This window comes from Sodalis glossinidius str. 'morsitans', from assembly GCF_000010085.1.
GTDB classification, from domain to species: domain Bacteria; phylum Pseudomonadota; class Gammaproteobacteria; order Enterobacterales; family Enterobacteriaceae; genus Sodalis; species Sodalis glossinidius.
Window position 1 is genome coordinate 2,694,835 of the sequence record NC_007712.1, and the last position, 26,505, is coordinate 2,721,339.

Sequence of the window (26,505 nt, forward strand, 5' to 3'; positions counted from 1 at the left end):
TACCCCATTTTTGCTCGATATCATCAAGCGCACGGCGGACGCTCTCCTAAAGGGTAATATCCACCTGATAGAACGCCAGATGCGGAGAATTCTCGTGCTCGCCGAGGGCTTTTTCACGTCTTTCCTGCTGGATATTCTGGGCAAACGCCGCCACCCTGGCCCCCCCACTGGCGACAAAGTAAGGTATGGCCGCAATTATCCCCACCCAGGAGAGGGCCGAACCAAAGCCCGCCACGATTTGCGGTAGAAACATAATCAAGCCAATGCCGGCGAAATTCATGCCGAAATAAACCAGGCTCATTTTAATGACGCGCGGATCGGCAAACACCTGGCCCAAGCGGTGCTGGCCAGGCGTAGCCAGATTGGCTTTCTCGTTATCGAGCGTGACGGTCAGCCAGGCTTTTTCTTCGTCGTCAAGCCAGGTGGCCTGCTCAGGTTTATCTTTTAAGCGGAAAAACAGGTAGATACCTAGGATAACTGCCGGAAGGGCTTCAATAATGAACAGCCATTGCCAACCTCCTAGTCCCCCCAATCCATGCATCATGAGCAGGGGTGCTGAGATGAGCGAACCGAATACCACGGCGAAAGGCACCGCCAGGTAGAAGACACTGAGCACTTTAGCCCGGTTTTTAGCTGGCAGTAATAGGAGAAATAATAAACGACGCCTGGAAAGAATCCGGCTTCAGCCATGCCTAACAAGAATCAGATGATGAAAAATGAATATTCGCCACTGATAAAAGCGGTCAGCCCGGAGATCAAGCCCCAGGTTATCATAATTCTGGCAATCCAAACGCGGGCGCCAAAGCGGTGCATAGCTAAATTACTGGGTACTTCAAACAGGAAATAGCCAATGAAAAATATACCGGTCCCCACGCCATAGACAGCCGAGGTAAAGCCCAAAGATTCATTCATTTGTACTGCGGCGAAGCCAATATTGACACGATCCATAAATGCAATAAAATAACCCAGCATCAAAAATGGCAATATCTTTATCATTATTTTTTTAACGACTTTGCTTTCGATATCATCAGTGCGTTTACTGGCAACAGAAGCTAATGTATTCATTATGCATTCCTTTATTATCGCTATAGTGTCATTCTTGTAACGGCCAAGAATGAGGGGCGCAACTCTTCTCTGATACTGATGCTCGCCTACGCTAAAATCACATTCCGGGAGGGTTAAAGATAATCATCAGTAAACAGCTATGCTAATGAGGGTCATTTCACGTAAGCGTATACTGCTGTCCTCATATTCAAACGCCGCGATGTCTGCGTTACTTCCCCTAAATACCAGGGGCTGGCGGCAAAGGGCGTTGCCCGGAACATCGACGTCGTGTCGCCACAACCTGTCTGTTTTATACCCCCAAACGAAAAAGCTACTCCTCATTATCGTGAATAAAGTCCATATTCAGGCGCAGCCCTAAACCCGGTGCGTCGGGCACCGCAAGATAGCCTTTGTTGGGCATAGGCGGATCGATAAAGATATTGTTGGTAATATCCTCAAACATCATAAATCTTTCAAGAAACAAGGCATTGGGTAATGCGCTGACCAGATGGCTATGCATATGTTCCATCGCATGGGGCGCAAACTTTAAATTCCATGCCTGAGTGATGGCGGCCGCTTTTAATATCTCCGTGTAGCCCCCCATGCGCGCCACATCTACTTGTACGATATCCACCGCGTCATTGATGACTAAATCCCTGACGCCAAATTTAGTATATTCATGCTCGCCGGTACCAAGGGGAATATCGGTGCCGCGTTTGAATCAGGCCAGTAATGTCATCGGCAAATACCGGCTCTTCAAAGAGATAAATATCTGGTCCGATGGCCTCACGGACTTTCCGTATCCATTCGATATCGCGCCGGGGTCGAGTGCCCCCTTCCACGCCCAGTTTGACCTTTATTTTCTGATACCCTTGCGCCAAAGTTGATCGTCGTTGAAAGACGTCCACCCTCCGCTGGCATAGACCGGTACCGAAGTTTTCGTGCCGCCGAGCAAGCGGAACAGCGCAGACCGGTCATCTTGCCTTTGAGATCCCACAGCGCCGTGTCCACCGCGCTTAAGGCGCCGAAGGTCAAGCCTTTACGGCCCACGCCACGCAGATAATGGAAAAATTGCCCACAGCACTTTAGTGGCAAAGGGGTCGCTACCGAGGAGTTTAGGGGCGAAATTTTTCAAAATGAGGGCCTTGGTGGCTTCCCCGCCCACCTCATGATACTTCAGCCCGAACCCCTCAAGGCACTGATCAGTGGTAATTCTGACCACGGTGTAACCTACTGATTCGACTTTGCGCGTGGCATCGTCCGGCTGCGGCGGGCAGAGAAACGAGATGTACCTATATTTTGCTGATTTTATGCGACATGATTCTCCCCCTTAGCTTGATATGTACTGGACAAGGCTGAGGAAATGTTTGCCTTCCCGCGCCGGTGCGTCATTCAGCTTCACGGTAAACAGCCTGCTCTGTTACATCACATGTAAAACGGGACTTGAAACACTATGGATAAACGAAGAATAATGAAATTTTGCTAACTCGAATCGGCAAAGTATTCGAGATTTTTACTACGGACAATATATCCGTGCTGGATTTGTGATAACGTTCACGATAAATAGTTTAACTATTTGAAATTAATATAAATTTATAAAGGTACGCTCACAGGCGCACCTCATTTTAGCGTTTAACAGAACGGCTGGACCGTTGAGGCTTACCCCGTGGTGCGCGTGAACGTCCTGAGTTTTACTGCTGAGGGGGCTCAATCGGGGCGCTAATTGAAAACGTTTACTTCGCCAGACTAGCGCCCAAGTATCTCTCCCTGACGGGCCACCGCAGAGGAGTTGCGGGGTCGATGGTCCCAGAAACCCCTCGCCGCACTTCGCGAAATCTGTAGCCCTACGTCGCTGTACTGACTATTCCCACGCCCTCCCACCGGTGTCCCGTTTTCAATAATTGGAATCTATTTTCTTTTTTCGGCGGGCTTCATCTATACTTAATGCTGTTGTTAGCACAAAACAGGAGACACAGTATGTGCGGACGTTTTGCCCAATATGAAGCGCGTTCGGACTATTTGGCCGCGCTGAATTCTCCGCTGGCGTGCCGGGCATCAGAGGATACCTTGCCTAACGGTCGCTACAACATCTCGCCGGGAAGCCAGGCGTTAGTAGTGAATCAGCGCGATGCAGAGCTGCACCTGGAGGCGGTTACCTGGGGTTATCATCCGCCTTGGGCGAGAAAGCATCATCAGCCCGCCATGGTGAGCGCCCGCGCGGAAACCGCGCCCTATAGCCGGCTATTCAAACCGCTATGGCACTGTGGTCGCGCGCTGATTCTGGCCGACGGTTGGTATGAATGGAGCACCGATCATCGTCATGTGGAACACAAACAGCCTTATTACATTTATCACGCCGCGCGGCGGCCGCTGTTTTTTGCCGCGCTCGGCCGTTTCAACCCGACCTCTTCTGACACGCAAGAGGACAGCGGTGTCGTTTTGTTGACCGGGCCCGGGGGAGTGTGGGCTGGTAGACTCACACAGGCGCGCGGCAATGGCTTGATCCTGCGCTTGATATCGATGCCACCAAGGCCCTGGCGGAAACCACCGCGCTGCCGTCGGAGGCCTTTGCCTGGCATCCGGTTTCCTCAGCTGTCGGCAATATTTACAATGACAGCCCGCGGTTGATTCAGCCCATTAACGATCGGGTGATCTGAGGCCGCGCGCGATATAATGTGCGCTGAGGCTGCGGCAATTTTGGCGGCGGGGATAACACTGACGTACCGGTTTTCTGGCCGCGCATTGGCCGGCGACAGGTGCGGGCGCCGTCGCTTGCCAGGTGTAACATGTGGCTTGAGTTCCCTCCCCGACGCTCTTATGCTGTTCGCCTGACCTGCCTTGCGAGAGAACGGGATGTTGATCACTTCCTCCTTGCTGTTATTTTCCGGGGCCTGTCTGAGACGTTGACGCCGGGGCCGGATATGCTGCTCATTGCCTCACGCAGCCTTAGCTAGGGGCGCGATTTTCCGTCAGGGCCTGCTGACTAACCTGCTCAATCCCAAAATGGTGCTGTTTGTTTTAGCGTTGTTTCCGCAATTTGTGCAACCACAGGCAGGATCGGTGGCACTACAGATTATGCTGATGGCGACGGTGCTCAACGCTATCGGATTGGTGGTGAACAGGATTGTGGTCCTCACCGCCAGCCATATCGGCAACGGCTTTGTTTACCCTGAGCGCCGCCCCGCAAGCTGGCCGCGCTACCTGCTGGCGTCGGTTTATGCCAGTCTGGCCTGCAAATTGGCACTCGGCGGCCGTCAATAGCCTGCTACCCCAACAGGGTCTTACCACCGCTATTACCGACGATAAACACCGCAGGCAAGCGTTTGATCCTGACGGTGGCACTCAAGCGCCAGCGTGATGAGACGGGTGATGAGATCGGTATAACCTAGGCCGCTCGCCTGCCACAGTTTTGGATACATACTGATATTGGTAAACCCCGGCAGGGTATTCACCTCATTGACCACCACCTTACCATCGGGTGTCAAGAAAACATCCACCCGCGCCATGCCGGCACAGTTAAGTGCTGTGAATGCCCGCAGCGCGGTGTGGCGGATTTTATCGCTGACAGCCTGGCTGATGGCGGCCGGCACCACTACCTGCGCTCCCGTCTCGTTAATGTATTTGGTGTGATAGGAATAGAAACTGTCGCTCAGCACGATCTCGCCGCACAGACTGGCCTCGGGTTCATCGTTACCCAGGACGGCGCACTCCAGCTCACGACCGGCGATAGTGGTTTCCACAAGCACTTTATGATCGAAACGAAACGCCAGCGCTATTGCCTGGGCAAAACTTTCCCGGTCGGTGACCTTGAATACGCCCACCGACGACCCCTGGTTGGCAGGTTTGACAAACAGAGGCAGTCCGAGAGAGGCGCTAACCTGCTCGAACCGGATGCTGTCGGCGGCCGGGCAACAAGGCTATTTCCCGCGTGCTGCCGATCAGCGCAATTCGGGAGGGATCATCGCCGTGCAACAGGTAATTTGCGGCATCATGCAGATACCAGCTCCCCTGTTTATCGATGCCCAGCAGCACAACATCGAAGCGTTTCCGATCAATGGCGTCGACAATGTTTTTCGCCGACTGAAGGGACACTTCGTGCTCCGCCGAACGACCACTGAAAATCACCCCGACGCGTATTTTCGCCATCTTCTGTTCCCCCAGAAAAGAATAACGCCGACTCGTTACCCGGCCCGACGCAGCCGGCTGGCGCAGGCACATCAAGCGCGATAGGTTCTGTCGCGCCACGGGCGGCAATAGGGTCTGAGTATACAAAGCCGCCGGGCGGGAGCAAACGCTTTTTCCATAAGAGACTCCGCGTGGGCTGACGGGAGTGTCTAGAAACGGTAGCGCAGCCAGGCAAAGAACACATTGCCGTTGTTATAAGTACCGGGAATATAGGTGGCCTGGAACGTCAATTGCTTATAGCCGACCGATGCCAACGGCAGCAGCGCCGGGACAGGGATGTATTTCCAGTTATCGCGGGCAGTCACCCCAGCGGTAAAACCGGCGCCAAAGTGGATGTCCTGATAGCGGTCGAAAGGACGCCATTGCTTTTCCCAGGCATAACCGCCGAAGGGCTCCCATTTATTGAACGAGTCCTTGAAGGCTATCAAGTAAATGGCGTGCCAGTTTCCCTTCTCGTCATAACGTGAGATACCATAACCGGCGCCCCAGGGACGTTCATTGTAACGGCGGATATGCTCGTCGTCATAAGTGAAACGGTTATGCCAGGTAATGGCCGGCACATAAAGATCCTGGTGGGGAGAGTGATGCCAGGTTTCAGCCACATTCTGCGTAAAGCGTTGCCACAGCCCCGTTGATGAAGCCGGCTGGACATCGCTCGCCCACGCCGCAGAGAAAAAACCACACAGACTGATTAACAGAGAAATACGTTGATAAAACAACCGCACAAACCACTCCTTACAGACTTTCTTGATGCATTGTCTTTTTCAGCATAGTTAAAGCAAATCACTACCAGAGAAAAAATAAATTAACGCATTATATTTATGCTAATAAAAACAGCGTTTAAACCGCGCGCCGACGGCCGTCAAGCCCACCGGGATCGGCTTCACTCGCCCCCTCTTAAACGCGCAACGCACGGGCATCGCTGCCCAAAAGCAGGTTTGCTGAAAAAAGACAGCCGTGGCGCTATACCCTATACTGCACGACTCAGTGCAATCATCGCTGCCCTGCTGGCCAAATTGATTAGTAGCCTCATTATAAGGTTGAATTTCACAAGGTACAAAGGAACAGGATTGCCATAGTGGAAATGCGAGCGTTGCGCGGGCCAGTGCCGAAGGACTCCATTACGAGGGATTTTCAGGCGCACGCCGCCGTTAGCGCCTTGAGTCAGGTGAGGATGGCTGTCAAGATGGCCTTCGCGAGCGTCGCTCATGTTCATCCAAAGAGGTGGAACGGGCCTGCGCCAAGCGCCAATACAGACAAATGCGCGACTTTTCATCAAAATGGAAAGCGCGTCACGCCAGTCGAGACCATGATATTGATAATGAAGCAAAAGTGATAGCACGGAGGTTATGTTATGCATACCAACGATATTGCTTTTTTAATTGGACTGGCACTCACCATCATCGGGTTTGTTTCGGTGATGTACGCTTAGATGCGCATGATGAGCCAGGAGGTGACAGAGAAGCGCACCGACGACCTTTGCTGTACTCCCTCTTGCGAGGAGGTGAGTTGCCGATGCGCTTTTCTGCTAGAAAAAAACCCATATCACGGGGCGTGCGACGGTTATCCTTTCCGGACTCATGAGGGACTCATGGCGTTAGCTCTGTAAAGGATGAGCAATTATAGGATTAGTCCGAGTTTGTTAACAGTGATAATTATCACAATACCATTCATCCCTGGCCGCCGCCGCGAAAAAGACGGTCCGCAAGCCGGCTTACGCTGTTGGGTTGTACGCTAGATTTGATAATCGAGCGCGGCGGCTGGGGCAGCGGTAGCAAATACGGCTTCTTCAATTTTCGTTAGCGTCAATTGCGGATTGCAGAGCTGAATGAAGCGACAGGCGTATTTACGCTGTAATTGGCCGCGTTTTACCCCCAGCCAGACGGTGTTGGCCTCGAACAAGTGTTCTGCGCTCAGACTCACCAAGCCGGCATCTCTTTCGCGGTTATAAGACATGTCCGCCAGCAGGCCCAGCCCTAGTTCGACGTAAGTCTTGATTACGTCCGAATCCTGAGCGCTTATCACGACTTCCGGCTGCAACCCTGCCGCCTGAAAGGCCACACCCAGCCGCGAACGGCCGGTAATGCCGTGTCGGAGGTAATAAGCGGGTAGCGGCTTAACGTCTCAAGTGTGAGTTCAGGGGCACGGGTCAACTCATGTTCTTCCGGAACCAGCACCGCGTGATGCCAGTGGTAATAAGGAAAGGCCGCCAGTTGCTCTTCGGTCATTAATTTCTCGCTGACTATGCCGACATCAGCATCGCCGGATTGCAGCATGGCGACGATCTCCTCAGGGCTGCCCTGATTGAGTACCAACAGCACCCACGGATACAGCTCGCGGAATTGTTTTTGATGACACCGGCAAACTGTAACGCGCCTGGGTATGCGTGGTGACGATAGAGAGCTCACCGGAATCCTTGTTGGCAAACACATTAGCAATCCGGCGAAATTGTTGGCTTCATTGAGGATACGCTCGGCAACCGACAACAGCGTCTTGCCCGGCTCCGTCATGCCAATCAAAAGTTTACCGCGGCATGAATATTTCCACCCCCAATTCATCCTAGAGTTCGCGGATATGACGGCTGACGCCCGATTGCGAAGTGAAAAGCATGCTCGCAACGTCGGTCAGATTATAGTTGCAGCGCGCTGACTCGCGGATAATACGCAGTTGCTGAAAGTTCACGCCTGTTCACTCCTGTTGTTCTCTGGAGCATACAGTTCTACAAACGTTACATATAATCGACAAATAAAAAAGATGTAAGTTATACATTTTAATGCTAAGAAAAAAATGTACTTATGCCATGCGGTGACCGCATAACATTGCCGACTTTCCGCTCCTTGATGCTCAGCGCAACAACGATGGAAGTCAGCAGTGTAAGCATCGCAGGGCCGCACGCCCGTTCAGGAGACCCTTTGGCGTTCGGCTCGTTACGGCGGCAAAACCACGGTAGCGAGTAACGGATCAGCCGCCTGCCTGGTGAAAGGCCTCTCGCGTCGGCGCGAGGGGATAAACAGCCTCTGCGGCGTACTGCCGGCGCGGTCCAGAAGACCGGCGCCGGCGGGGGTTATCACTGTCCCTGTGATAAATATTCGTTGGTGTAATAAGCGTCTACCGGCAACGTGGTTTTCACAATACCGAGCGAGGTCACCGCGTCAAGCAAATCACGCCAGGCGCGCCCAGCACCTGCATGGTTTCATGCCACTGCTGTTTAACAAAATTCGCGTCGAAGGCAGCGGTAGCTTCATCGGGATGCTCAATGGCATAGCGCACCGCTTCGCGCCGTTGAGCGCATGAACGCCTTGGCCAACTGTGGATTCTTTTCCAGCCAGCGCTGATTACCGGCGAACATGAAAATAGGCGTATCGGGCACCCCATGCAGGGTCGCAGGCATAAATTCAGGCGGCCGCGACCATCTGGATACCGTCCAACGTCATACCGGCACTTTTTAACATCAACGACAGCTGCGCTTTCGTCCAGGCATCGTTATAGATACCGATGCGCTTGCCTTTAAGCTGCGCCAGCGTGACCAGCTGACATGCCGGGGTGAAAATACCCCAGTTATTGCCAGTGCCATAGCGACCGATCGAAATCATCGGCGCGCCCTGCTCTTTGGCGAAAATAATGTCCATAACGGTGGTAAAAGCGACATCCGCCCGGCCGGTACCGAGGAATTTCATTATCGGCACGAACGGTTGGCGGCACCACCACATTGAGATCGATACCTTCCTCGCGATAGAACCCTTTACTGATACCCAACCTCCAGGGGATCCAGAAGCCATCCGCTACTGGCCACTCCTGGACGAAAGTGACCTTGACGGGCGCCGGGGCGGCAACCGCCAGAGCGCAAAGGGATCCCATCCAAACTGCGGCGGCGGCCAGGGCCACCCATTTCGACAGCCAATGGTTCGACATAGCCTATTTTCCTTGTTTGCAATAAAACTTTGCGCGCCCGGCAACCGGGTACGCAGCTTAACCCACCAACGGACACCCCCGCTGGCAGGCGCTGATAGGGGCAACTACGGCTGCCGACCGGTGGCGTCAAAAGCCGGTAACGCCTGACGAAACAGAGTAAGCCAGGTGACCAGTTTCGGATAGCGTTGACGCCAGGCGCCTTCAAAGCGCAGATCGAGGTAGCCCAGCGCCGCGGCCAGCGCAATTTCTCCCACATGCAACGTCTCGGCGACCGGGGTAAGCGTATAATGACTTTCGGCATAGTCGAGCGCGCGCCACCCATCCCGGGGAACGTTCGTCCTCCGGGCGGTAATGATCTTCATACACCACCAACAGCGCCGCATCCATCAAACCACCATCCGCCAACGCCTGCGGGCGTAGCGCCTCCCAGCGGGCATAGCCTTTTGGGATCAGCACGCCACCACTGGCTTTGGCATCCAGAAATTCAATAATCACCAGCGAATCAAACAGGGTCTGCCCCTCCGGTGTGATAAGCGTCGGGATCTTGCCTAATTGATTTTGCTGTAAAAGACTATGTGGGAATTATTGACGTCCGCCGGCTCGATTGTCAGTTGATCGGCGAGGCCGGTGACGTTCTCAATAAGTACATAGGGCATACTGTCGGCAATGGGGGGAACTTGAGCAGAATAAAGTATTGTATAACCAAAAGACAATCACAAACCGACGCGACAGAAAGTTCAGAGGCGCGCAGGCAGGCGTTGGGAAAGACGCGCTACCGCTTGCGGAATCATCCTATTACCCTGCCCTCTTTCCTTACCGATAATAGCCCCCTTTCAGGACAAAAGGAGAGCAAAGAAGATAACGAATCTGATTCTCATAGCCGTCTTGCTCGGCTTTGCCGTATTTTCGCTAATTAAAGCGGTCAAACAAATTCGCAAAAAAGCGCTGATTAATCAACGCCATCGTTAACACCGGTTTGCCCCATCACCTCCCTTACCCACGCGGCAATCCTGCACGCAGGCACCACTTTACCGCTGGCCTCTTCGCCGCATAAGGCGAAGGACTGTATCTCTTACCAAACAACGGGGCTGACTGTCACACCGTACGCCCCGTTTCTTAACACCTTATTCTCTACATCAACAGACGCATCAGAACATGTACGTCATGCCCATTGCTAAAATATTGTCAGTAGATATCTGCGTGTCACGGGTGAAGTCGTTTTTGGACAGCAGATTGATGCGATAGTCAATGAAGGCCAGCATATTCTTGTTAAAGTTATAGCTGGCGCCCACTTCGATGTATTTCTTGATGGTTTGGCTTTTGCCCTGATAATCGCCGTCAATCCGCGATTGCAGATAGCCGACCGAGGGGCGCAGGCCGAAATCAAGCGCGTATTGCGCGACCAATTCAAGATTGTGCGCCTTGTCAGCAAAACCGTGTTTCGCCTTGTTGCCCGAGAAATCGCCGTAGGGCGTCATGTTGCGAGTTTCGCTGTACAGCGCCGCCAGATAGAGGTTGTTAGCGTCATATTTCAGACCCAAAGAGTAAGCTTCAGCCCTTTTATCCTTATTATTACGCGCGCTGTTCAACATACGCTGCCCCAAGGTGCGATTACTGCTGGTATAGGCGGCACCGGCGGAAACACCGTTCCCCAAATCATAAGTTACGGACAGTCCGTAGCCATCACCGTTCGCCTCATTTAAGCCACGCCCACCTTTTAAGCCACGCCTACCTTTCTCATCCTCCTTGGTGTCGTTTTTGCCCTGATACTGCAGCGCAAAGTTCAGGCCGTCGACCATTCCGAAAAAATTGGTATTGCGATAGGTGAACACGCCATTGGCACGCCCGGTCATGAAATTGTCGGTTACGGTGGTATCAGCACCGAATTCCGGCATCATATCGGTCCAGGCGCCGACGTCATACAGCACGCCGTAGTTACGGCCATAGTCAATGCTGCCCGCATCGGCGAATTTGATACCGGCGAAACCCAGGCGGGTGAAGTTGCTTTTCGCGCCTCCGCTTTCGGCGTGGCTCAGTCCGACTTCTTGCTCCCAGGTACCGAAACCGGTAATACCTTCGCTAAGCTGGGCTTCCCCGTTGAAGCCATAATGAATGAAAGAACGATCGCCGTTTTTAGCATCATCACTAGACATATAGCGCATGCCGTTGAGTTTACCGAACAGATCCAGTTTATTGCCGTCTTTATTATAAACTTCGGCTGCCCCAGCGCTACCTGCCATTACCATAGCCGAAGCGAGCACAGACAGATACTGTAGTTTCATGTTAATACCCTCTATGTTTATTATATTTCGCCACTAATAATTTGATATCCGCAAAGGCCCAAATAAAAACGAGCATTCAACAGATCTTGATGTCACTGATAGATCGGAATATTGAACTAACGGAGGAATCATACTCGATGAATTTTGACCTTTCAAGCCATTGAATGGCAACAAGCAATATATATACATAATAATAATATAAAAAATAATAAAATCACCATATTAACTGACTAATGGATAGCATCAACCAAAAAGAAAAAGACTTTAAAAACATTACATTAATAAAATTTCTCCAGATATGCTCCGTAAGAAACGCAATATAAACCCCCGGCATACCCTATAAAAATCTCCTTTCATTTTCTCCATGCATGGTTATTTTTTAGCGAGACTGTGAGAGAGATCGAGAATAACAACGAGAATAAAAATATTTTTTAGTGATAAAATATATTTAAAAAAGTTAATAATAAATAAATTAACTATTTATTATCTTCCTTCCCATGCGTCTTATTTCAGCGCAGGGATTCATTTATTTTCCTCACACGCCGATTCATACCAGCTTATCCTGCGGTGGTACAATGAAGTGAACGGCGCAAATTGTCTCCTTTCTGTCCATCGTGTGCCAGCGCATGGCGTGTTACACTGTGCGCCCTGTGCAGATAAAGCAGGCGGCCTGCCTGGGCGAGGTACCAAAATGACCCAAGACGCGAGGGACAAAGAGCAGATATGGCAGCACCTGCAGCAATCAGCCTTTCGGCGCCGTTTCTCCCTTAACCCGCGCGATAACGACTATATGCACGCCAAAGGAATGACAGTCATCCTGGACCACGCGCGGGATTTCATCGCCAGCCGGCTGGCACCGGTGTTCCCGGCCAAAGACGGGAAACAAACCCCGTGGCTGGAACGTCGCGGCAGCGGCGGTCAAGCGTGAGCCGCCGGGATAATCCCGGCAGCATCTCGCGCCCCGTTACCTGGAAGATAGGCATCAGGACGTGCGGCCTGGCACCGGTGCAGGCAGGCCTCCCGTCGCCTATGGCGGCACCCGTTTTATGGCGGCCCCTGCCGGCGCGTGTTGCACCATAACCCCTTTGTGCGGCCCATTAGGGTCGCGTTTTACACCAGGACTCAAGCTCGCGGCCTACTATTATGACCATTGCCCTGCCCTCAGTTTTGCGCCCCACCTATCCGGTGCGTATCGCCACCCGCGTGGTGTTTTTTATCGCTGGTTTTGCGATGTCCACCCGGGCGCCGCTGGCGGCACCTTGCGCGCACCGGCTGGTCTGCAAACGGCCCATCATCGCGGCAGCCTGCGTGCTGGGAGCGACACTGCCGCTGCTGGCGTAGCTTGAGAGTGTGCCGCTGCTGACGCTGCTGCTGTTCGGCGCGGGGCTGGACTGGGCACGCTGGATATCACAATGAACATTCAGGCGGTGGCAGTGGAAAAAGCCAGCGGCCGCGCCATTATGTCCAGCTTTCACGGTTTTTTCAGCCTCGGCGGTATTGCCGGCGCCGGTCTGGTCAGCACGCTGCTGGCCTGTGCGCTGACGCCCCTGGCGAGCGTACTGGTTATCGTGGCGGTGTTGTTGGTCCTGTTGGCGCTGGCCGCCGGCCAGCTACTGACCGTGACGGACGAGGATCAGAGCGCACCGCTGTTCGTTCGTCCCCACGGACGGGTATTGGCGATCGGTTTACTGGGTTTCATTCTGTTTTTAACGGAAGGCACTATGCTGGACTGGAGCGCCCTGTTTCTTACTCATGAACAGGGCATGAACAGCTCGGCCGGCGGCCTGGGCTATACCTTGTTCTGCATCAGCATGACCCTCGGCCGGCTGTGTGGCGACAAGCTTATCAATGACTTCGGCCGCTTTCGCATGTTACTGGGCAGCAGTCTGTGCGCCGCAGCGGGCTTGCTGCTGGCTATCGCCATTGACGTTCCAACGGTGACGCTGCTCAGCTTTCTGCTGCTGGGCTTTGGCGCCACCAACCTGGTGCCGCTGCTGTTCAGCGTCGTGGGCGATCAGCGGGATATGCCGCCCCACCTGGCGTTGGCGGCCATTTCCGGGGTGGGCTATGCCGGTATCCTTACAGACCCTGCCCTGATAGGCTTCATCGTCCATTTGACAGCCTGTATGTCTCTTTTGCTGTGTAGCGGTATTATTACTGGTGGCCAGCGCCAGCGCGCGCCGCGTGACCCATTAAAGGACAATAATAGCCAGGCCCATTATGCAAATTAAAAAAATCGCGTTAACCTCCACCGCGCTGCTGCGCGGTTTTCTGGTGTTTATTCTGCTGTTGCTGCTGTCGCTGTGGGTCCTGGGTTATCAGGTTTTCAGTACCTATGTGGTGGAAAAACAGCATAGTCTGAGCACCATTGCCGGCGCCATGCAAAAACGCATCGACAAATACCGCGTCGCCGCCTATCAGCTTTACGATGCCTCCGGCAAAAACGACGCGCTGGCGCTGCAGCCAAACGGCACGCAGGAGGTGCGGCTGCGTCCGGGCGTGTATTTTGTCGACAAGCCGCATAAGAAAACCGATACGATGATTTTCGGCAGTCATGAAAGCGCAACCTACACCCACGCGCTAGCGATGTCACGCTATCTTGATGTGCTGTGGGGAGCGGAAAATAACAGCTTCACGCTGTATTATCTTAACGGCAGCGATAACAGTCTGACGCTCATCTCCACGCAGCCGCTGCGCGAAACAAATCCCCGCTTTCGCGACAGCTATATCGGCTCGCTGGTGGATTCACGCCGCAGTGAAATGCTGCAACAGGCCAATATCCTGGATGAACGCGAGAGTTTCTCTCCCCTGCGCAAATACCGGTTTCTTAACGACTACTATTTTACCCAGCGCATGATTTTCAATCAGCCCGGCCATTTGGCTACCATCATCGCCTTTGATTTGCCAATCAACGATATTATTCCGCTTAATATGGCGCGCGCCAATTTCGTGCTTAATCGCGCCGCCGACGGCAACGTGGATGACGACGACATGGACGGCGCCCAGGCGCCGCGCGTCTTCAGCCGGATGAACAGCGCCATGCTTGAAATCACGGCGCCGTTATCCAATGCGCCGCTGTCCATGACCTACCGGGTATCGCTTATCAGCCTGGCGCTGGACCTGCTGCATAATAATCTGTGTCTGGTGCTCATCGATCTGTTGCTGATTGCCTTTTCCTTGCTCGGTATTTATCTGGTGCGCAAAAATTTGCTACGGCCCAATATCGATATGGTGCAACAGCTTAAATCTCATCAAACGCTGGGACAGGAAGTGATCGCCAATCTGCCATTGGGTCTGCTGATTTATAATTTCAGCGACAACACCCTGGTGGCGAGCAATAAGATCGCCGATCACCTGCTGCCGCACCTGAGCTTACAAAAAATCGCCAATCTGGGGGAGAGGCATCAGGGCGTCATTCAGGCCACGGTGAACAATGAAATGTATGAAATTCGTATGTTCAAAAGCCAGCTCTCGCCGCAGACCTGGCTGTTCCAATTGCTGGACCAGGACAAAGAGGTGTTGGTCAATAAAAAGTTGCAGCAGGCCCAGCGGGAATTGGATAAAAATCACGAAGCGCGGCGGGCAATACTTAACAACATCCAGCAGGAATTGAACGCTCCTCTGGCCGCTATCGGCCAGCTGGTAGAGCGTATCACGGTCGTTCAGGAGGACCAGCAGGCGACGCTGTTGGCGCAATTGCGTCAGGAATCGTCACGGCTGATGGGGCTGACCGATAATTTGCAGTTGCTCACCCGCCTGGAGCTGCAAGAGTGGCAACCGGCCAGCGCACCTTTTAACCTGCACCAATTGTGCGACGATGTGTTGCGTGACCGTTTACCACTTTTAAGTCAAAAAGGGTTGGGGCTGTTTCATCACTACCTGCCGCCGTTCGAGCGCTGCTATTCGGGCGACGCAGAGGCTGTCCGCAAAGTGATCGCGCTGATTCTTGATTATGCCACCACCACCACCCACTTCGGTAAAATTACCTTGCGCGTAAGCAATGATGACGCCGGCGGCGCTATAACCTTCACCCTCAGCGATACCGGCAGCGGCATCGGCGAGCAAGAACTGGCCAATCTCAGCCAGCCGTTTGTCAGCCCGGCGCAGCAAGACCGGTATCAGCGCGGTTCGGGACTTACCTGGTTTTTGTGCGATCAGCTCTGCCGTCGAATGGGCGGGCGGCTGACGATACAAAGCCGGGTGGATATCGGCACGCGGTATAGCCTTAGTCTGCCGCTGGCCCCGCTTGAGGGCGAAGACGGCGAGGAAGCCGAAAAACTACTGCATGACACATTAGTTTTGCTTGACATTCATAACGAAGAAATACGCACCATTGTCAGCGCCATGCTGGAACAATGGGGTGCCGAGTGCGTTTATGTTGATGAACATTACCTCGGCCAAGAGCATGATTTGCTGATGACGGATGACCCGGCGCGCATGGAAGATTATGCGCTGTTGCTGGACGGAGACGCTCAGGGGGTCATGGCGCTGACTACCCGGCGTATGAAGGTAAATTACAATTTCAGCGCGCCGATGCTTGAGGCGATGTTGCCGCTGATCGAGCAGCGGCTGGCGGAGCCGGAAGATGAGCGGGATCAGGCGACCGGCGAGCCAATAAGCGACGGCGGGTACCAAAACCGGTTACAGGACAGTGACTATTATGCCCTGTTCGTTGAGACAGTACCCGATGACGTAAAGAGGTTGTATACTGAAGCGGAAAGCGGCGACCTGAATGCGCTGGCGCAAACCGCTCATCGTCTGAAAGGGGTGTTCGCGATGCTCGGCCTGGGGCCGGGTAAACGTGCTTGTGAATCTCTTGAGTTTTACATTAAACAACACGATGTATCGAAGATAGGATCCGAGATCCACCAAATTGATATTTTTGTCACTAAAATGCTGCAGCATGCAAGGTAGCCATAACTATGAACAACCTTAATGTCATCATTGCCGATGACCATCCGATCGTCCTGTTCGGCATTCGGAAATCTTTAGAACAAATTGAATGGGTCAACGTGGTCGGCGAGTTCGAGGATTCCACCGCCCTGATTAACAGTCTTGGCAAGCTGGATGCGAATGTCTTGGTGACGGATCTCTCCATGCCGGGTGAAAAATATGGCGATGGCATTACGCTTATCAAATACATTAAGCGTCATTATCCTCACCTGGCGATTATCGTCCTGACCATGAACAATAACCCGGCCATTTTAAGTGCGGTGCTGGAATTGGATATCGACGGCATCGTGTTGAAACAGGGCGCGCCCACCGACCTGCCGAAAGCGCTGGCCTTGCTGCAAAAAGGCAAGAAGTACACCCCCGAGAGCGTCGCTAAGCTTCTGGAACGCATCAGTGCCGGCGGTTACGGTGATAAACGCCTGTCGCCTAAGGAAAGCGAAGTATTGCGGCTGTTTGCCGAAGGTTTTCTGGTGACCGAAATCGCCAAAAAACTGAATCGGAGTATCAAAACCATCAGCAGCCAGAAAAAATCGGCCATGCTCAAACTGGGCGTGGAAAATGATATCGGGCTGTTGAATTATCTGTCGTCGGTTAGCATGGCGCCGGTCGACAAAGATTAAACCTGCCTTTATATCGGACGCGCGGCACAGCGCGCCGCACGTTATTGTTGGTTACCCAGGTCAGCCTCTTTTCGCGCCTGCCGTACTTTTCGACCGTAGGCCGCAAGCACCGGCTGAAGAACCTCAAGCGTCACCGGTTTTGACAAGCAATTGTCCATACCCGCATCGAGACAGCGCTGCTTTTCTTCCGCTAGCGCATTGGCGGTGACGCCGATGACGGGCGTTAACCTGCCTTGCGTTCGCAGCGCGTGGGCAAACTGATAACCATCCATATTGGGCATATTGACGTCACTCAGAATAATGTCCACCGCCTGACGGCTTATTACATTCAACGCATCCAGCCCGTCGTTGGCGGTAATAACCTGGTATCCCAGCGAGCCCAACTGATCGGCCAACAGCCGGCGATTGATCGGGTGGTCATCGACGACCAGAATCAATATATCCTCGTTGGCAACGCTTGCGGGCATCATCACCGGCGGCGCAGGCAGCGCGGACCATGTTGCCTGGTCATGGCGATAAAGGTAGTTGAGCAACAACGGCAGATCCCCCGCAAATGCCGGGCTTAGGTGCCAATAACCGGGACGGATTTCCTCCGCCGGTCCTATATGCTCGTTCGAGAAGCAAATCGTGGCGCGCGCCCTGCCTTCCGGCTGCTGTGGATCATCGCAGATAAACATGTCGTTGAAGCTCAAGGCCTCGTCGTTATAGTCCAGCACCGTCAGACCGTGATAGCGCAGCAACAATTGTAGATAGCGCCCCATGGCGCTGTTGCGCACCGCCAGCCAGCAGGTGTTACCGGCGGCATCCTGTTTTTCCATCGGCCGGGTAACCGCCTGATAAAGCGGCAGACGGATGGTGAAACGGCTGCCGAGTCCGCGTTCGGATTCCACGGCGATATCGCCGTCCATCAAATTGACCAGTTTTTCACAAATCGCCAGCCCCAGCCCGGTGCCCTGGATCGGACGCTGACCACCCTCGCCCAACTGTACAAATGGATCAAAGAGCTGCATGACTTCCCGTGTCTGCATGCCGACGCCGGTATCCCGTACGCTAAATAGCAAGTAGCCGTCGCGGCAATACACCGTCACGACGATATTGCCGCTGCGGGTAAACTTGATCGCATTATTGAGCAAATTGGAAAGCACCTGCTGCAAACGCACCGGATCGCCGCGCAGGCTGTCCGGTACATCCGGGTCGATAAAGCAATACAGCCCCAGGCGTTTTTTCACCACCAGCGACAGGTAACTGCCGACGATATAGCTCACCGTTTCGCGCGGGGAGTATTCCTTCGGTTCAATTTTTAGCTGTTCCGATTCGATTTTCGAGAAATCGAGAATGTCGCTGATGATATTCAACAACAGCGCCGAGGAGTTACTCATTGCCATGACCAGCCGATCGACGCCGTCCGGCAACGCCTTGGTTTTCAACAAATCCAGGTTGCCGATAATGCCGTAAAGCGGTGTACGCAATTCGTGGCTGACGGTCGCCAGGAACATCGACTTGGCCTGGTTCGCCTGCTCGGCGACCGCCGCCATATCCTGTAACGACTCCTCCATGCGCACCCGGGCGCTGACATCTACCAACACGCAAATGGCAACGTTCTGATTGCGATACCGGGAATGGACGAAGCTGATTTGCAGGTTGGTGTTATTACTAGTGATGACATCGACGAAATTGACCTGCTGCCCGCAGATGATATGGGTAATACGCTGACGATCTTCATGGGTGAGCATGCTCAAATAATTATGTGCGAGCTCATTACTTATCAAGTTGGTGCCATCGCTGATGCGCAGAATGGAAATTCCCACCGGCGCCGAGGCGACAATTTTGCGGTTAAACTGCTCGTTTTCTTCCAATTGGAACACGTTCTTTTCCGCCGGCGCCAGCATCCTGCGCTCAAACAGCCAGGTCAGGTACATCAGCGCCGCCGCGGAAAACAGATTCAGCAGCCCCAGTTTGAACAGCAGCATGTTGAGATTGTCTATCACCGCGCTGCGCGGCAGCGAGAACGCCATGCTGAGCGCGGTCTGGGACAGCGCTTTTTTCATGACCAGATTGGTAAAGCCGTGGTTGTAACCAAAAAAGGCCGGCTGCGAGGGAAACGTGCTGAGCGCCGCCGCGCCGCGCTCGCCGCTGGTCAAACTCAGTAACGGCAGGTTGTTCTGATCGAGCAGGGTCAGGCCAAGCGGCAAATTGCTGGCACTGGCAAAATCCTCCAGCCGTATTGTTTGCTCAATGCCAATCAGGGCCTCCAGCTTATTGCCGCTGTAAAGGGGAATAAGGACGTAGTAATTGCCGCTGTCGTGCCGGTTGCCGGGGGTAACCCAATATTGGGTGCCTTGCCGGTCGGTAAGGAGCACGTTACGGAATTTGATAACCTGGCGCACCAGACTTTTGGGCGCGGCATCGTCGCCGTTCTCTACGCTGCGCATACTGAAATCCGCCAGGCACAGGCTTTCTCCCCCGATGTAAAACACCCGGTTAAGATCGTAAGCGTCGGAAAAATTATCTTTCCAATAGCTGAGAAAATAGGTCAATGCGTTGACCGCGGCATGAAAGCTCGGCGTTTCTTTGGCACAATCGCCGTTGGGAATCAGTGTGCTGTAGCGCGGTTGGGTCAATTTGGCGCCGGAGGCGTTGCCGTCCAGCCTATACAGCCCGCTCAAGCTGCCGGTTAACCGGTTTTCCGCCATGTATTTCAGCTGACGCGTGATGTCCGCCGAGTGACGGATATAATTTTGCGCCTGTTCGTAGCTATTGTCGTACTCCTGACGCAGCACGGCTTCCCGCTGGTGCAGCAGACTGAAGAAACATAGAAAGGATAACAGCGCGCCGAGCGCCCACAGCATGAGTGCCAACGTCCTGAACAGGTAGCGGGATATTTTGACCGTGGTGCGAAACGAAGTGAAATATTTCAAACCCGTACCGTTCGATAAGAGAAAATCAGCCGAAATTAAAAAGAGCCAGCGCAACCGCGCTGGCTCTTTTTGGTTACCGTTGTTACTCGCCGGCGCGACGCCAACCGTGGCGATTATTCACGTTCACCGTCGACATCATCGTCACCCTCGACGCCATTATCCGCCTCATCGGCGTCATCAGCATCCACAAGGCTGTCATCCGCGAGCGCGTCAGGGCTCACCACCGAATCCAGATCGTCGTCATCGACCTGTTCGGCGACACACTGCAGACCCACCACGTGTTCGTCCTGAGCGGTGCGAATGAGCGTCACGCCCTGGGTGTTGCGGCCCACGATGCTTACCTCGGAGACCCGCGTACGCACCAGCGTACCAGCGTCCGTTATCATCATGATCTGATCGCAATCATCCACCTGTACCGCGCCGACCACTTCACCATTGCGTTCGCTCACCTTGATGGAGATAACGCCCTGGGTGGCGCGGGACTTGGTCGGATATTCCGCCTGCGCGGTACGCTTGCCGTAGCCATGCTGCGTCACCGTCAATATCGGCCCCTCGCCGCGCGGCACGATGAGAGACACCACCCGGTCGCCTTCGGCCAGATTGATACCGCGCACGCCGGTCGCGGTCCGCCCCATGCTGCGCACCTGGTTTTCCGGGAAGCGCACCACCTTACCGTAGGCGGAGAACAACATGACTTCGTTGCTTCCGTCGGTCAGATCCACGCCAATCAGCTCATCGCCATCGTTAAGATTGACGGCAATGATACCGGCGCTGCGCGGACGGCTGAACTCGATGAGGGAGGTCTTCTTCACGGTGCCGCTGGCAGTCGCCATGAAGACGTGTCGTCCTTCTTCATACTCACGCACCGGCAAGATAGCGGTGATACGTTCGTTGGACTCCAGCGGCAACAGATTGACTATCGGCCGCCCACGGGCGCCGCGGCTGGCTTCCGGCAGTTGATAAACCTTCATCCAGTACATCCGTCCCCGGCTGGAGAACAGCAAAATAGTGTCGTGGGTATTCGCCACCAGCAGCCGGTCGATAAAGTCCTCTTCCTTGATGCTGGCCGCCGACTTCCCTTTACCGCCGCGGCGCTGCGCCTCATAGTCCGTCAACGGCTGATACTTCACGTAACCCTGATGGGACAGTGTGACGACAACATCTTCCTGATTGATCAGGTCTTCGATATTGATATCCGACGTATTGGCGGTAATCTCGGTGCGGCGCGGGTCGTTATACTGCTCTTTGATGGCCACCAGCTCTTCGCGGATCACCTCCATCAAGCAGTCAGGGTTCTGCAGGATACGGATAAGTTCAGCTATCTGGGTCAGCAGCTCCTTATATTCATCCAGCAGTTTTTCATGCTCCAGGCCGGTCAGTTTTTGCAGGCGCAAATCCAGAATCGCCTGGGCCTGCTGCTCGGTCAGGTAATATTGCCCGTCGCGAATGCCGTATTCCGGCTCCAGCCATTCCGGACGTGCAGCGTCGTCGCCGGCGCGGTCCAACATAGCGGAGACGGTGCCCAGCGCCCATGAGCGCGCAACCAGGGCGGCCTTCGCTTCCGCCGGCGTCGGCTCCTGGCGAATCAGCTCAATGATCGGGTCGATATTCGCCAGCGCCACCGCAAGCGCTTCCAGAATATGCGCGCGCTCGCGGGCTTTGCGTAATTCAAAAATCGTGCGGCGGGTCACCACTTCACGGCGGTGGCGCACGAAAGCGGATAAAATATCCTTCAGCGGCAGGATCTTCGGCTGCCCCTGATGCAGCGCCACCATATTGATACCAAACGACACCTGCAGCTGGGTCAGGGAGTAGAGGTTGTTGAGCACCACCTCTCCCACCGCGTCGCGTTTGATTTCAATGACGATCCGCATGCCGTCCTTGTCGGACTCATCGCGCAGACCGCTGATACCTTCGACGCGCTTTTCCTTTACCAGCTCGGCGATTTTCTCAATCAGACGCGCTTTATTCACCTGATAGGGAATTTCATGCACGATGATGGTTTCCCGGCCGGACTTGCCGTCCGTTTCCACCTCGGCGCGCGCACGGATGTAGATTTTGCCGCGCCCGGTGCGGTAGGCCTCTTCTATGCCGCGCCGGCCATTAATGATGGCGGCGGTCGGGAAATCGGGCCCGGGGATGTGTTCCATTAAGCCTTCGACGCTGATGTTCTCATCGTCGATATAGGCCAAACAGCCGTCAATGATTTCTGCGAGGTTGTGGGGCGGTATATTGGTGGCCATTCCCACCGCGATGCCGGAAGAGCCGTTGACCAACAGATTCGGGATCCTGGTGGGCATGACATCGGGGATTTGCTCGGTGCCGTCATAGTTGGGCACGTAATCGACGGTCTCTTTTTCCAGATCCGCTAGTAATTCGTGGGCGATTTTGGCCATGCGCACTTCGGTATAACGCATCGCCGCGGCGGAGTCGCCGTCAACCGAACCGAAGTTGCCCTGGCCATCCACCAGCATGTAACGCAGCGAGAACGGCTGTGCCATACGCACGATGGTGTCGTAGACGGCGGTATCCCCGTGGGGGTGATACTTACCGATGACGTCGCCGACAACGCGCGCCGATTTTTTATAAGGTTTATTCCAGTCATTACCGAGCACGCTCATTGCGAACAGCACACGACGGTGCACGGGCTTGAGCCCGTCACGCACATCCGGCAACGCACGTCCGACGATGACGGACATGGCGTAATCCAGATAAGAACGTTTCAGCTCTTCTTCGATATTGACCGGTGTAATTTCTCTGGCAAGGTCGCTCATGGAGCCGCTATCCCTCTACTAATGAAGCTTCTACCCGGATTTAAAGGTGTCAAAGTATACCATCTTTTTTCTGTAAAAGGGCACCGTCACCGTTGAAAGGCGTAGCGGAACCATCTCATGTCGCGGCAAGCGCGCCCCAACCGCGACGGCACGCCGAAAATGCCCGCTTTTCCGGGCAAACAGGCTGCCGGACGGTCCGGTTGCGCGTATACTTAGCCGATAAATGGATAAGGAGCTGTTACATGATCCCTGAAGTGAGCAATGAAGCGAGCCAGCCGGCTGCGCATCGTCAGGAAAACGTCGATCCGAACGAAATCGCCAAATTTGACGCCGTCGCCGCCCGCTGGTGGGATCTCGAAGGAGAGTTCAAACCGCTGCACCACATCAATCCGCTGCGCCTGGATTATATTCTCGAACGCTCCGGCGGGCTGTTTGGCAAAAACGTGCTGGACGTGGGCTGCGGAGGCGGCATTTTGGCGGAAAGCATGGCACGGGAAGGGGCCAAGGTCACCGGGTTAGATATGGGCGCCGAGCCGCTGGCGGTCGCTCGCCTGCACGCACTTGAGAGCGGCGTGATGCTGGCGTATCACCAGCAGACGGTTGAAGAACACGCCGAGGCGCATCCTGGCGCCTATGATGTCGTGACCTGTATGGAAATGCTGGAGCATGTGCCAGATCCGGCGTCGATTGTCCGGGCCTGCGCCCGCTTGGTGAAACCCGGTGGGGAGGTGTTTTTCTCAACGTTAAACCGCAATCCCAAGGCCTGGCTGATGGCTATCGTCGGTGCTGAATATGTGCTGCGTATGGTGCCGCGGGGGACCCACGATATTACCAAATTCATTAAGCCCGCCGAACTGCTGGGTTGGGTGGATGATACCCCCCTGCGCGAGCAGCACATTATCGGACTGCATTACAATCCGTTGCGGGATCGTTTCTATCTCGGCGGCAACGTTGATGTCAATTATATGCTGCACACGCGGCGCCAGGCGTAAGGCGCCCCGCCGCCTGAGACAATTAACGGCAAGGGCTACCGGCGCGATCGCCGTTTTGGCTGCCCTTGCCGCCGCCGGCGCATGATTATCCTCTCTCCCGCTTGCTACGGCGGCCGCTATCCCCTCCTGCCAAAGAACGACCGTCTTCTCGCCCTGCCTTTCTCCTGCCTGCCGGTCCAGTAATGTCACCCCGCCTTTTCCCCTGCTAGTGCGTCCAGCGATTCCGTCCCCTTCTGGCAGCCATCGCGGTTAGCGTTCAATTAAGCAACGACCACATTATTCTAGAAATTTTTATCCCCCGCAATTGACAAGCGCGAAGCACAGGCACAATAGCGGCTTACCCACTTGATGACCGTTTCTCCCCAACGTTATCCACAAAATAAGCAAGTTACTCACTTGCATTGCGCAAGCTTTATCACTATCTTGTTACCAAACTAACAAAAAGACCCCATATATAGTGATTTGTCCTCTGGCAAGGCACTATTTGCCTGCGCGCCAGCGAGGGCGGTTGCGGGTCATTCAGACAGGTATACTGCCGCATGAACCAGAGTCTGCTCGTCACAAAGCGCGATGGACGTAAAGAAACCATTAACCTTGATAAAATCCACCGGGTCATCGACTGGGCGGCCGAAGGGTTGGAAAACGTTTCCGTTTCCCAAGTGGAATTACGCTCCCATATTCAGTTCTACGACGGCATCAAAACTGCCGACATTCATGAAACCATTATCAAAGCCGCGGCGGATTTGATTTCACGCGAGGCGCCCGACTACCAGTATCTCGCCGCCCGGCTGGCGGTGTTTCATTTGCGCAAAAAAGCCTATGGCCAGTTTGAGCCGCCAAAACTCTACGATCATGTGTCGCGGCTGGTCACCATGGGCAAATACGATAAACATTTGCTGACCGACTACAGCGCCGAAGAATTCGAGCAGATGGACAGCTTTATCGATCATTGGCGCGATATGAATTTCTCCTACGCCGCCGTCAAACAGCTGGAAGGCAAGTATCTGGCGCAAAACCGGGTGACCGGAGAAATCTATGAGAGCGCCCAGTTTCTGTATATGCTGGTCGCGGCCTGCCTGTTCTCCGGCTATCCGCGCACGACCCGTCTGGATTACGTCAAGCGGTTCTATAACGCCGTTTCGACGTTCAAGATATCACTGCCGACGCCGATTATGTCCGGCGTACGCACCCCGACCCGTCAGTTTAGCTCCTGCGTGCTCATCGAATGCGGCGACAGCCTCGACTCCATTAACGCCACCTCCAGCGCGATTGTGAAATATGTGTCCCAGCGCGCCGGGATAGGCATCAATGCCGGCCGCATCCGCGCGTTGGGGAGCCCGATTCGCGGCGGCGAAGCTTTCCATACCGGCTGTATTCCGTTTTATAAACATTTCCAGACCGCGGTCAAATCCTGCTCCCAGGGCGGCGTGCGCGGCGGCGCGGCCACGCTGTTCTATCCCATGTGGCATCTGGAGGTCGAAAGCCTGCTGGTGCTGAAAAACAACCGCGGCGTGGAAGCCAACCGGGTGCGGCATATGGATTACGGCGTGCAGCTTAACAAACTGATGTATCAGCGTCTGGTCAAAGGCGAGTACATCACGCTGCTCAGCCCCTCCGACGTGCCGGGGCTGTATGACGCCTTCTTTGCCGATCAGGATGAATTCGAGCGGCTGTACACCCTGTATGAGCAGGACAGCAGCATACGCCAGCGCCGCATCAAGGCGGTGGCGCTGTTCTCGCTGATGATGCAGGAGCGCGCTTCCACCGGCCGCATCTATGTGCAAAACGTCGATCATTGCAACACTCACAGCCCGTTCGACGCCGCGGTGGCGCCGATTCGCCAGTCCAACCTGTGCCTGGAAATCGCCCTGCCCACCAAGCCGTTGGAGGATGTCAACGACGACAGCGGTGAAATCGCCCTGTGTACCCTGTCGGCCTTTAACCTTGGGGCTATCGACAGCCTTGACGATCTGGGCGAGCTGGCGACGCTTGCGGTGCGCGCGCTTGATGCGTTGCTCGACTACCAGGACTATCCGATCCCGGCCGCCAAACGCGGCGCCATGGGCCGCCGCACGCTCGGCGTCGGCGTGATCAACTTCGCGTACTATCTGGCCAAACATGGCGTACGCTACTCCGACGGCAGCGCCAACAATCTGACCCACCGCACGTTTGAAGCCATTCAATATTATCTATTGAAGGCGTCCAACGATTTGGCCCGTGAGCGCGGTGCCTGCCCGTGGTTTAATGAGACCACCTATGCACAGGGTATTTTGCCCGTCGATACCTATAAAAAGGATCTCGACGGCATCGTTAGCGAACCCCTGCATTACGATTGGGAAGCGCTGCGCGCGGATATCAAGCAGCACGGCTTGCGTAACTCTACCCTGTCGGCGCTGATGCCTTCGGAAACGTCTTCGCAGATTTCCAACGCCACCAACGGCCTTGAACCGCCGCGCGGCCTGGTGAGTATCAAAGCGTCCAAAGACGGTATTTTGCGCCAGGTAGTGCCGGAATCTATCCCGTTACAGAAAGCCTATGAGCTGCTGTGGGAAATGCCGAGCAACGACGGCTATCTGCATTTGGTGGGTGTGATGCAGAAGTTCGTCGATCAGGCCATTTCCGCCAACACCAATTACGATCCGTCCCGTTTCCCAGCCGGTAAAGTACCGATGAAGCAGCTGTTAAAAGATTTGCTGACCGCGTACAAATTCGGGGTGAAAACCCTGTATTACCAGAACACCCGCGACGGCGCGGAAGATGCGCAGGAAGACATGCAGTCGACGCAGCAGGACGATTGCGAAAGCGGCGCCTGCAAGATTTGAACA

Annotated in this window: 19 protein-coding genes and 3 pseudogenes; 8 read left to right on the plus strand and 14 right to left on the minus strand. The window is 54.5% G+C overall.

Annotated features, from left to right (window positions below):
* Nucleotides 1-46 precede the first annotated feature (46 nt).
* The 3 genes from SGP1_RS33830 to SGP1_RS31995 all read right to left on the minus strand — a co-directional run bounded on the left by SGP1_RS33830 (nt 47) and on the right by SGP1_RS31995 (nt 1,747).
* On the minus strand, nt 47-616 hold the full coding sequence (locus SGP1_RS33830; protein ID WP_158302403.1) for an MFS transporter: 570 nt from the start codon (nt 614-616) through the stop codon (nt 47-49).
* A gap of 86 nt (nt 617-702) precedes the next feature.
* On the minus strand, nt 703-1,065 hold the full coding sequence (locus SGP1_RS24445; RefSeq protein ID WP_050747701.1) for an MFS transporter: 363 nt from the start codon (nt 1,063-1,065) through the stop codon (nt 703-705).
* A gap of 310 nt (nt 1,066-1,375) precedes the next feature.
* Nucleotides 1,376-1,747, minus strand: a complete 372-nt coding sequence (locus tag SGP1_RS31995) for an enolase C-terminal domain-like protein (protein ID WP_198408788.1) — start codon at nt 1,745-1,747, stop codon at nt 1,376-1,378.
* A 1,274-nt stretch (nt 1,748-3,021) separates the two neighbouring features.
* On the opposite strand from SGP1_RS31995, the gene SGP1_RS14315 reads away from it, so the two are divergent.
* Complete coding sequence (locus SGP1_RS14315; RefSeq protein ID WP_011411396.1) at nt 3,022-3,672, plus strand: SOS response-associated peptidase family protein; 651 nt, start codon at nt 3,022-3,024, stop codon at nt 3,670-3,672.
* A gap of 303 nt (nt 3,673-3,975) precedes the next feature.
* Nucleotides 3,976-4,305: a LysE family translocator gene (locus SGP1_RS14320; protein WP_050747702.1), complete on the plus strand. Its 330-nt coding sequence runs from the start codon at nt 3,976-3,978 to the stop codon at nt 4,303-4,305.
* 32 nt (nt 4,306-4,337) lie between these two features.
* Here the strand turns inward: SGP1_RS14320 and SGP1_RS14325 are convergent.
* From SGP1_RS14325 to SGP1_RS14355, 9 genes and pseudogenes are all read right to left on the minus strand, one after another.
* A pseudogene (locus SGP1_RS14325) lies at nt 4,338-5,190 on the minus strand (D-alanine--D-alanine ligase family protein).
* A gap of 188 nt (nt 5,191-5,378) precedes the next feature.
* Nucleotides 5,379-5,927 (minus strand): lipid IV(A) palmitoyltransferase PagP, encoded by a 549-nt coding sequence (pagP, locus tag SGP1_RS14330; protein ID WP_424141174.1) that lies wholly within the window; start codon nt 5,925-5,927, stop codon nt 5,379-5,381.
* A 1,036-nt stretch (nt 5,928-6,963) separates the two neighbouring features.
* Nucleotides 6,964-7,911, minus strand: a pseudogene (locus SGP1_RS14340) (LysR substrate-binding domain-containing protein).
* A gap of 462 nt (nt 7,912-8,373) precedes the next feature.
* The gene (locus SGP1_RS35225) at nt 8,374-8,499 is read right to left on the minus strand and encodes a hypothetical protein (RefSeq protein WP_279379391.1); all 126 of its coding nucleotides are present in this window, start codon (nt 8,497-8,499) and stop codon (nt 8,374-8,376) included.
* Nucleotides 8,483-8,620 (minus strand): ABC transporter substrate-binding protein, encoded by a 138-nt coding sequence (locus tag SGP1_RS33835; RefSeq protein ID WP_243466035.1) that lies wholly within the window; start codon nt 8,618-8,620, stop codon nt 8,483-8,485. Before SGP1_RS33835 ends, SGP1_RS35225 begins: the two co-directional genes overlap by 17 nt.
* 4 nt (nt 8,621-8,624) lie before the next feature.
* Complete coding sequence (locus SGP1_RS33840; RefSeq protein WP_050747703.1) at nt 8,625-8,906, minus strand: ABC transporter substrate-binding protein; 282 nt, start codon at nt 8,904-8,906, stop codon at nt 8,625-8,627.
* Complete coding sequence (locus tag SGP1_RS33845; protein WP_243466324.1) at nt 8,788-9,141, minus strand: hypothetical protein; 354 nt, start codon at nt 9,139-9,141, stop codon at nt 8,788-8,790. Before SGP1_RS33845 ends, SGP1_RS33840 begins: the two co-directional genes overlap by 119 nt.
* Nucleotides 9,142-9,245: 104 nt before the next feature.
* Nucleotides 9,246-9,503: a glutathione S-transferase C-terminal domain-containing protein gene (locus SGP1_RS33850; protein WP_050747704.1), complete on the minus strand. Its 258-nt coding sequence runs from the start codon at nt 9,501-9,503 to the stop codon at nt 9,246-9,248.
* A gap of 786 nt (nt 9,504-10,289) precedes the next feature.
* A complete protein-coding gene (locus SGP1_RS14355; RefSeq protein ID WP_011411398.1) occupies nt 10,290-11,423 on the minus strand; it encodes a porin in 1,134 nt (377 codons plus the stop codon).
* Nucleotides 11,424-12,114: 691 nt separating this feature from the next.
* On the opposite strand from SGP1_RS14355, the gene SGP1_RS14360 reads away from it, so the two are divergent.
* The 4 genes and pseudogenes from SGP1_RS14360 (at nt 12,115) to rcsB (ending at nt 16,996) form a co-directional block, all read left to right on the plus strand.
* A complete protein-coding gene (locus tag SGP1_RS14360; RefSeq protein ID WP_050747705.1) occupies nt 12,115-12,351 on the plus strand; it encodes a DUF4186 family protein in 237 nt (78 codons plus the stop codon).
* A gap of 215 nt (nt 12,352-12,566) precedes the next feature.
* Nucleotides 12,567-13,619, plus strand: a pseudogene (locus tag SGP1_RS14365) (MFS transporter).
* 24 nt (nt 13,620-13,643) lie between these two features.
* Nucleotides 13,644-16,337: a phosphotransferase RcsD gene (gene rcsD, locus SGP1_RS14370; RefSeq protein ID WP_011411399.1), complete on the plus strand. Its 2,694-nt coding sequence runs from the start codon at nt 13,644-13,646 to the stop codon at nt 16,335-16,337.
* 8 nt (nt 16,338-16,345) lie between these two features.
* Nucleotides 16,346-16,996 (plus strand): response regulator transcription factor RcsB, encoded by a 651-nt coding sequence (gene rcsB / locus SGP1_RS14375; RefSeq protein WP_011411400.1) that lies wholly within the window; start codon nt 16,346-16,348, stop codon nt 16,994-16,996.
* A 41-nt stretch (nt 16,997-17,037) separates the two neighbouring features.
* On the opposite strand, the gene rcsC is transcribed toward rcsB, so the two are convergent.
* Both rcsC and gyrA read right to left on the minus strand, forming a co-directional pair.
* Nucleotides 17,038-19,914, minus strand: coding sequence for a two-component system sensor histidine kinase RcsC (gene rcsC / locus SGP1_RS14380; protein WP_011411401.1), 2,877 nt, complete (start codon nt 19,912-19,914; stop codon nt 17,038-17,040).
* Nucleotides 19,915-20,027: 113 nt separating this feature from the next.
* Nucleotides 20,028-22,688, minus strand: coding sequence for a DNA topoisomerase (ATP-hydrolyzing) subunit A (gene gyrA, locus SGP1_RS14385; protein ID WP_011411402.1), 2,661 nt, complete (start codon nt 22,686-22,688; stop codon nt 20,028-20,030).
* A 242-nt stretch (nt 22,689-22,930) separates the two neighbouring features.
* On the opposite strand from gyrA, the gene ubiG reads away from it, so the two are divergent.
* Complete coding sequence (gene ubiG, locus SGP1_RS14390) at nt 22,931-23,680, plus strand: bifunctional 2-polyprenyl-6-hydroxyphenol methylase/3-demethylubiquinol 3-O-methyltransferase UbiG (protein WP_011411403.1); 750 nt, start codon at nt 22,931-22,933, stop codon at nt 23,678-23,680.
* Between the two features lie 539 nt (nt 23,681-24,219).
* Nucleotides 24,220-26,502: a class 1a ribonucleoside-diphosphate reductase subunit alpha gene (gene nrdA, locus SGP1_RS14395; protein WP_011411404.1), complete on the plus strand. Its 2,283-nt coding sequence runs from the start codon at nt 24,220-24,222 to the stop codon at nt 26,500-26,502.
* Nucleotides 26,503-26,505: the final 3 nt, after the last annotated feature.

Bases quoted from the DNA above. Each gene is read 5' to 3' on its own strand.
- gyrA (WP_011411402.1), bottom strand. From the start codon at position 22,688: ATGAGCGACCTTGCCAGAGAAATTACACCGGTCAATATCGAAGAAGAG.
- SGP1_RS33835 (WP_243466035.1), bottom strand. From the start codon at position 8,620: ATGCCTGCGACCCTGCATGGGGTGCCCGATACGCCTATTTTCATGTTC.
- SGP1_RS33840 (WP_050747703.1), bottom strand. From the start codon at position 8,906: ATGAAATTCCTCGGTACCGGCCGGGCGGATGTCGCTTTTACCACCGTT.
- SGP1_RS14360 (WP_050747705.1), top strand. From the start codon at position 12,115: ATGACCCAAGACGCGAGGGACAAAGAGCAGATATGGCAGCACCTGCAG.
- SGP1_RS24445 (WP_050747701.1), bottom strand. From the start codon at position 1,065: ATGAATACATTAGCTTCTGTTGCCAGTAAACGCACTGATGATATCGAA.
- nrdA (WP_011411404.1), top strand. From the start codon at position 24,220: ATGAACCAGAGTCTGCTCGTCACAAAGCGCGATGGACGTAAAGAAACC.
- rcsB (WP_011411400.1), top strand. From the start codon at position 16,346: ATGAACAACCTTAATGTCATCATTGCCGATGACCATCCGATCGTCCTG.
- SGP1_RS33845 (WP_243466324.1), bottom strand. From the start codon at position 9,141: ATGTCGAACCATTGGCTGTCGAAATGGGTGGCCCTGGCCGCCGCCGCA.
- SGP1_RS14315 (WP_011411396.1), top strand. From the start codon at position 3,022: ATGTGCGGACGTTTTGCCCAATATGAAGCGCGTTCGGACTATTTGGCC.
- SGP1_RS33850 (WP_050747704.1), bottom strand. From the start codon at position 9,503: ATGAAGATCATTACCGCCCGGAGGACGAACGTTCCCCGGGATGGGTGG.
- rcsD (WP_011411399.1), top strand. From the start codon at position 13,644: ATGCAAATTAAAAAAATCGCGTTAACCTCCACCGCGCTGCTGCGCGGT.
- ubiG (WP_011411403.1), top strand. From the start codon at position 22,931: ATGATCCCTGAAGTGAGCAATGAAGCGAGCCAGCCGGCTGCGCATCGT.
- SGP1_RS14355 (WP_011411398.1), bottom strand. From the start codon at position 11,423: ATGAAACTACAGTATCTGTCTGTGCTCGCTTCGGCTATGGTAATGGCA.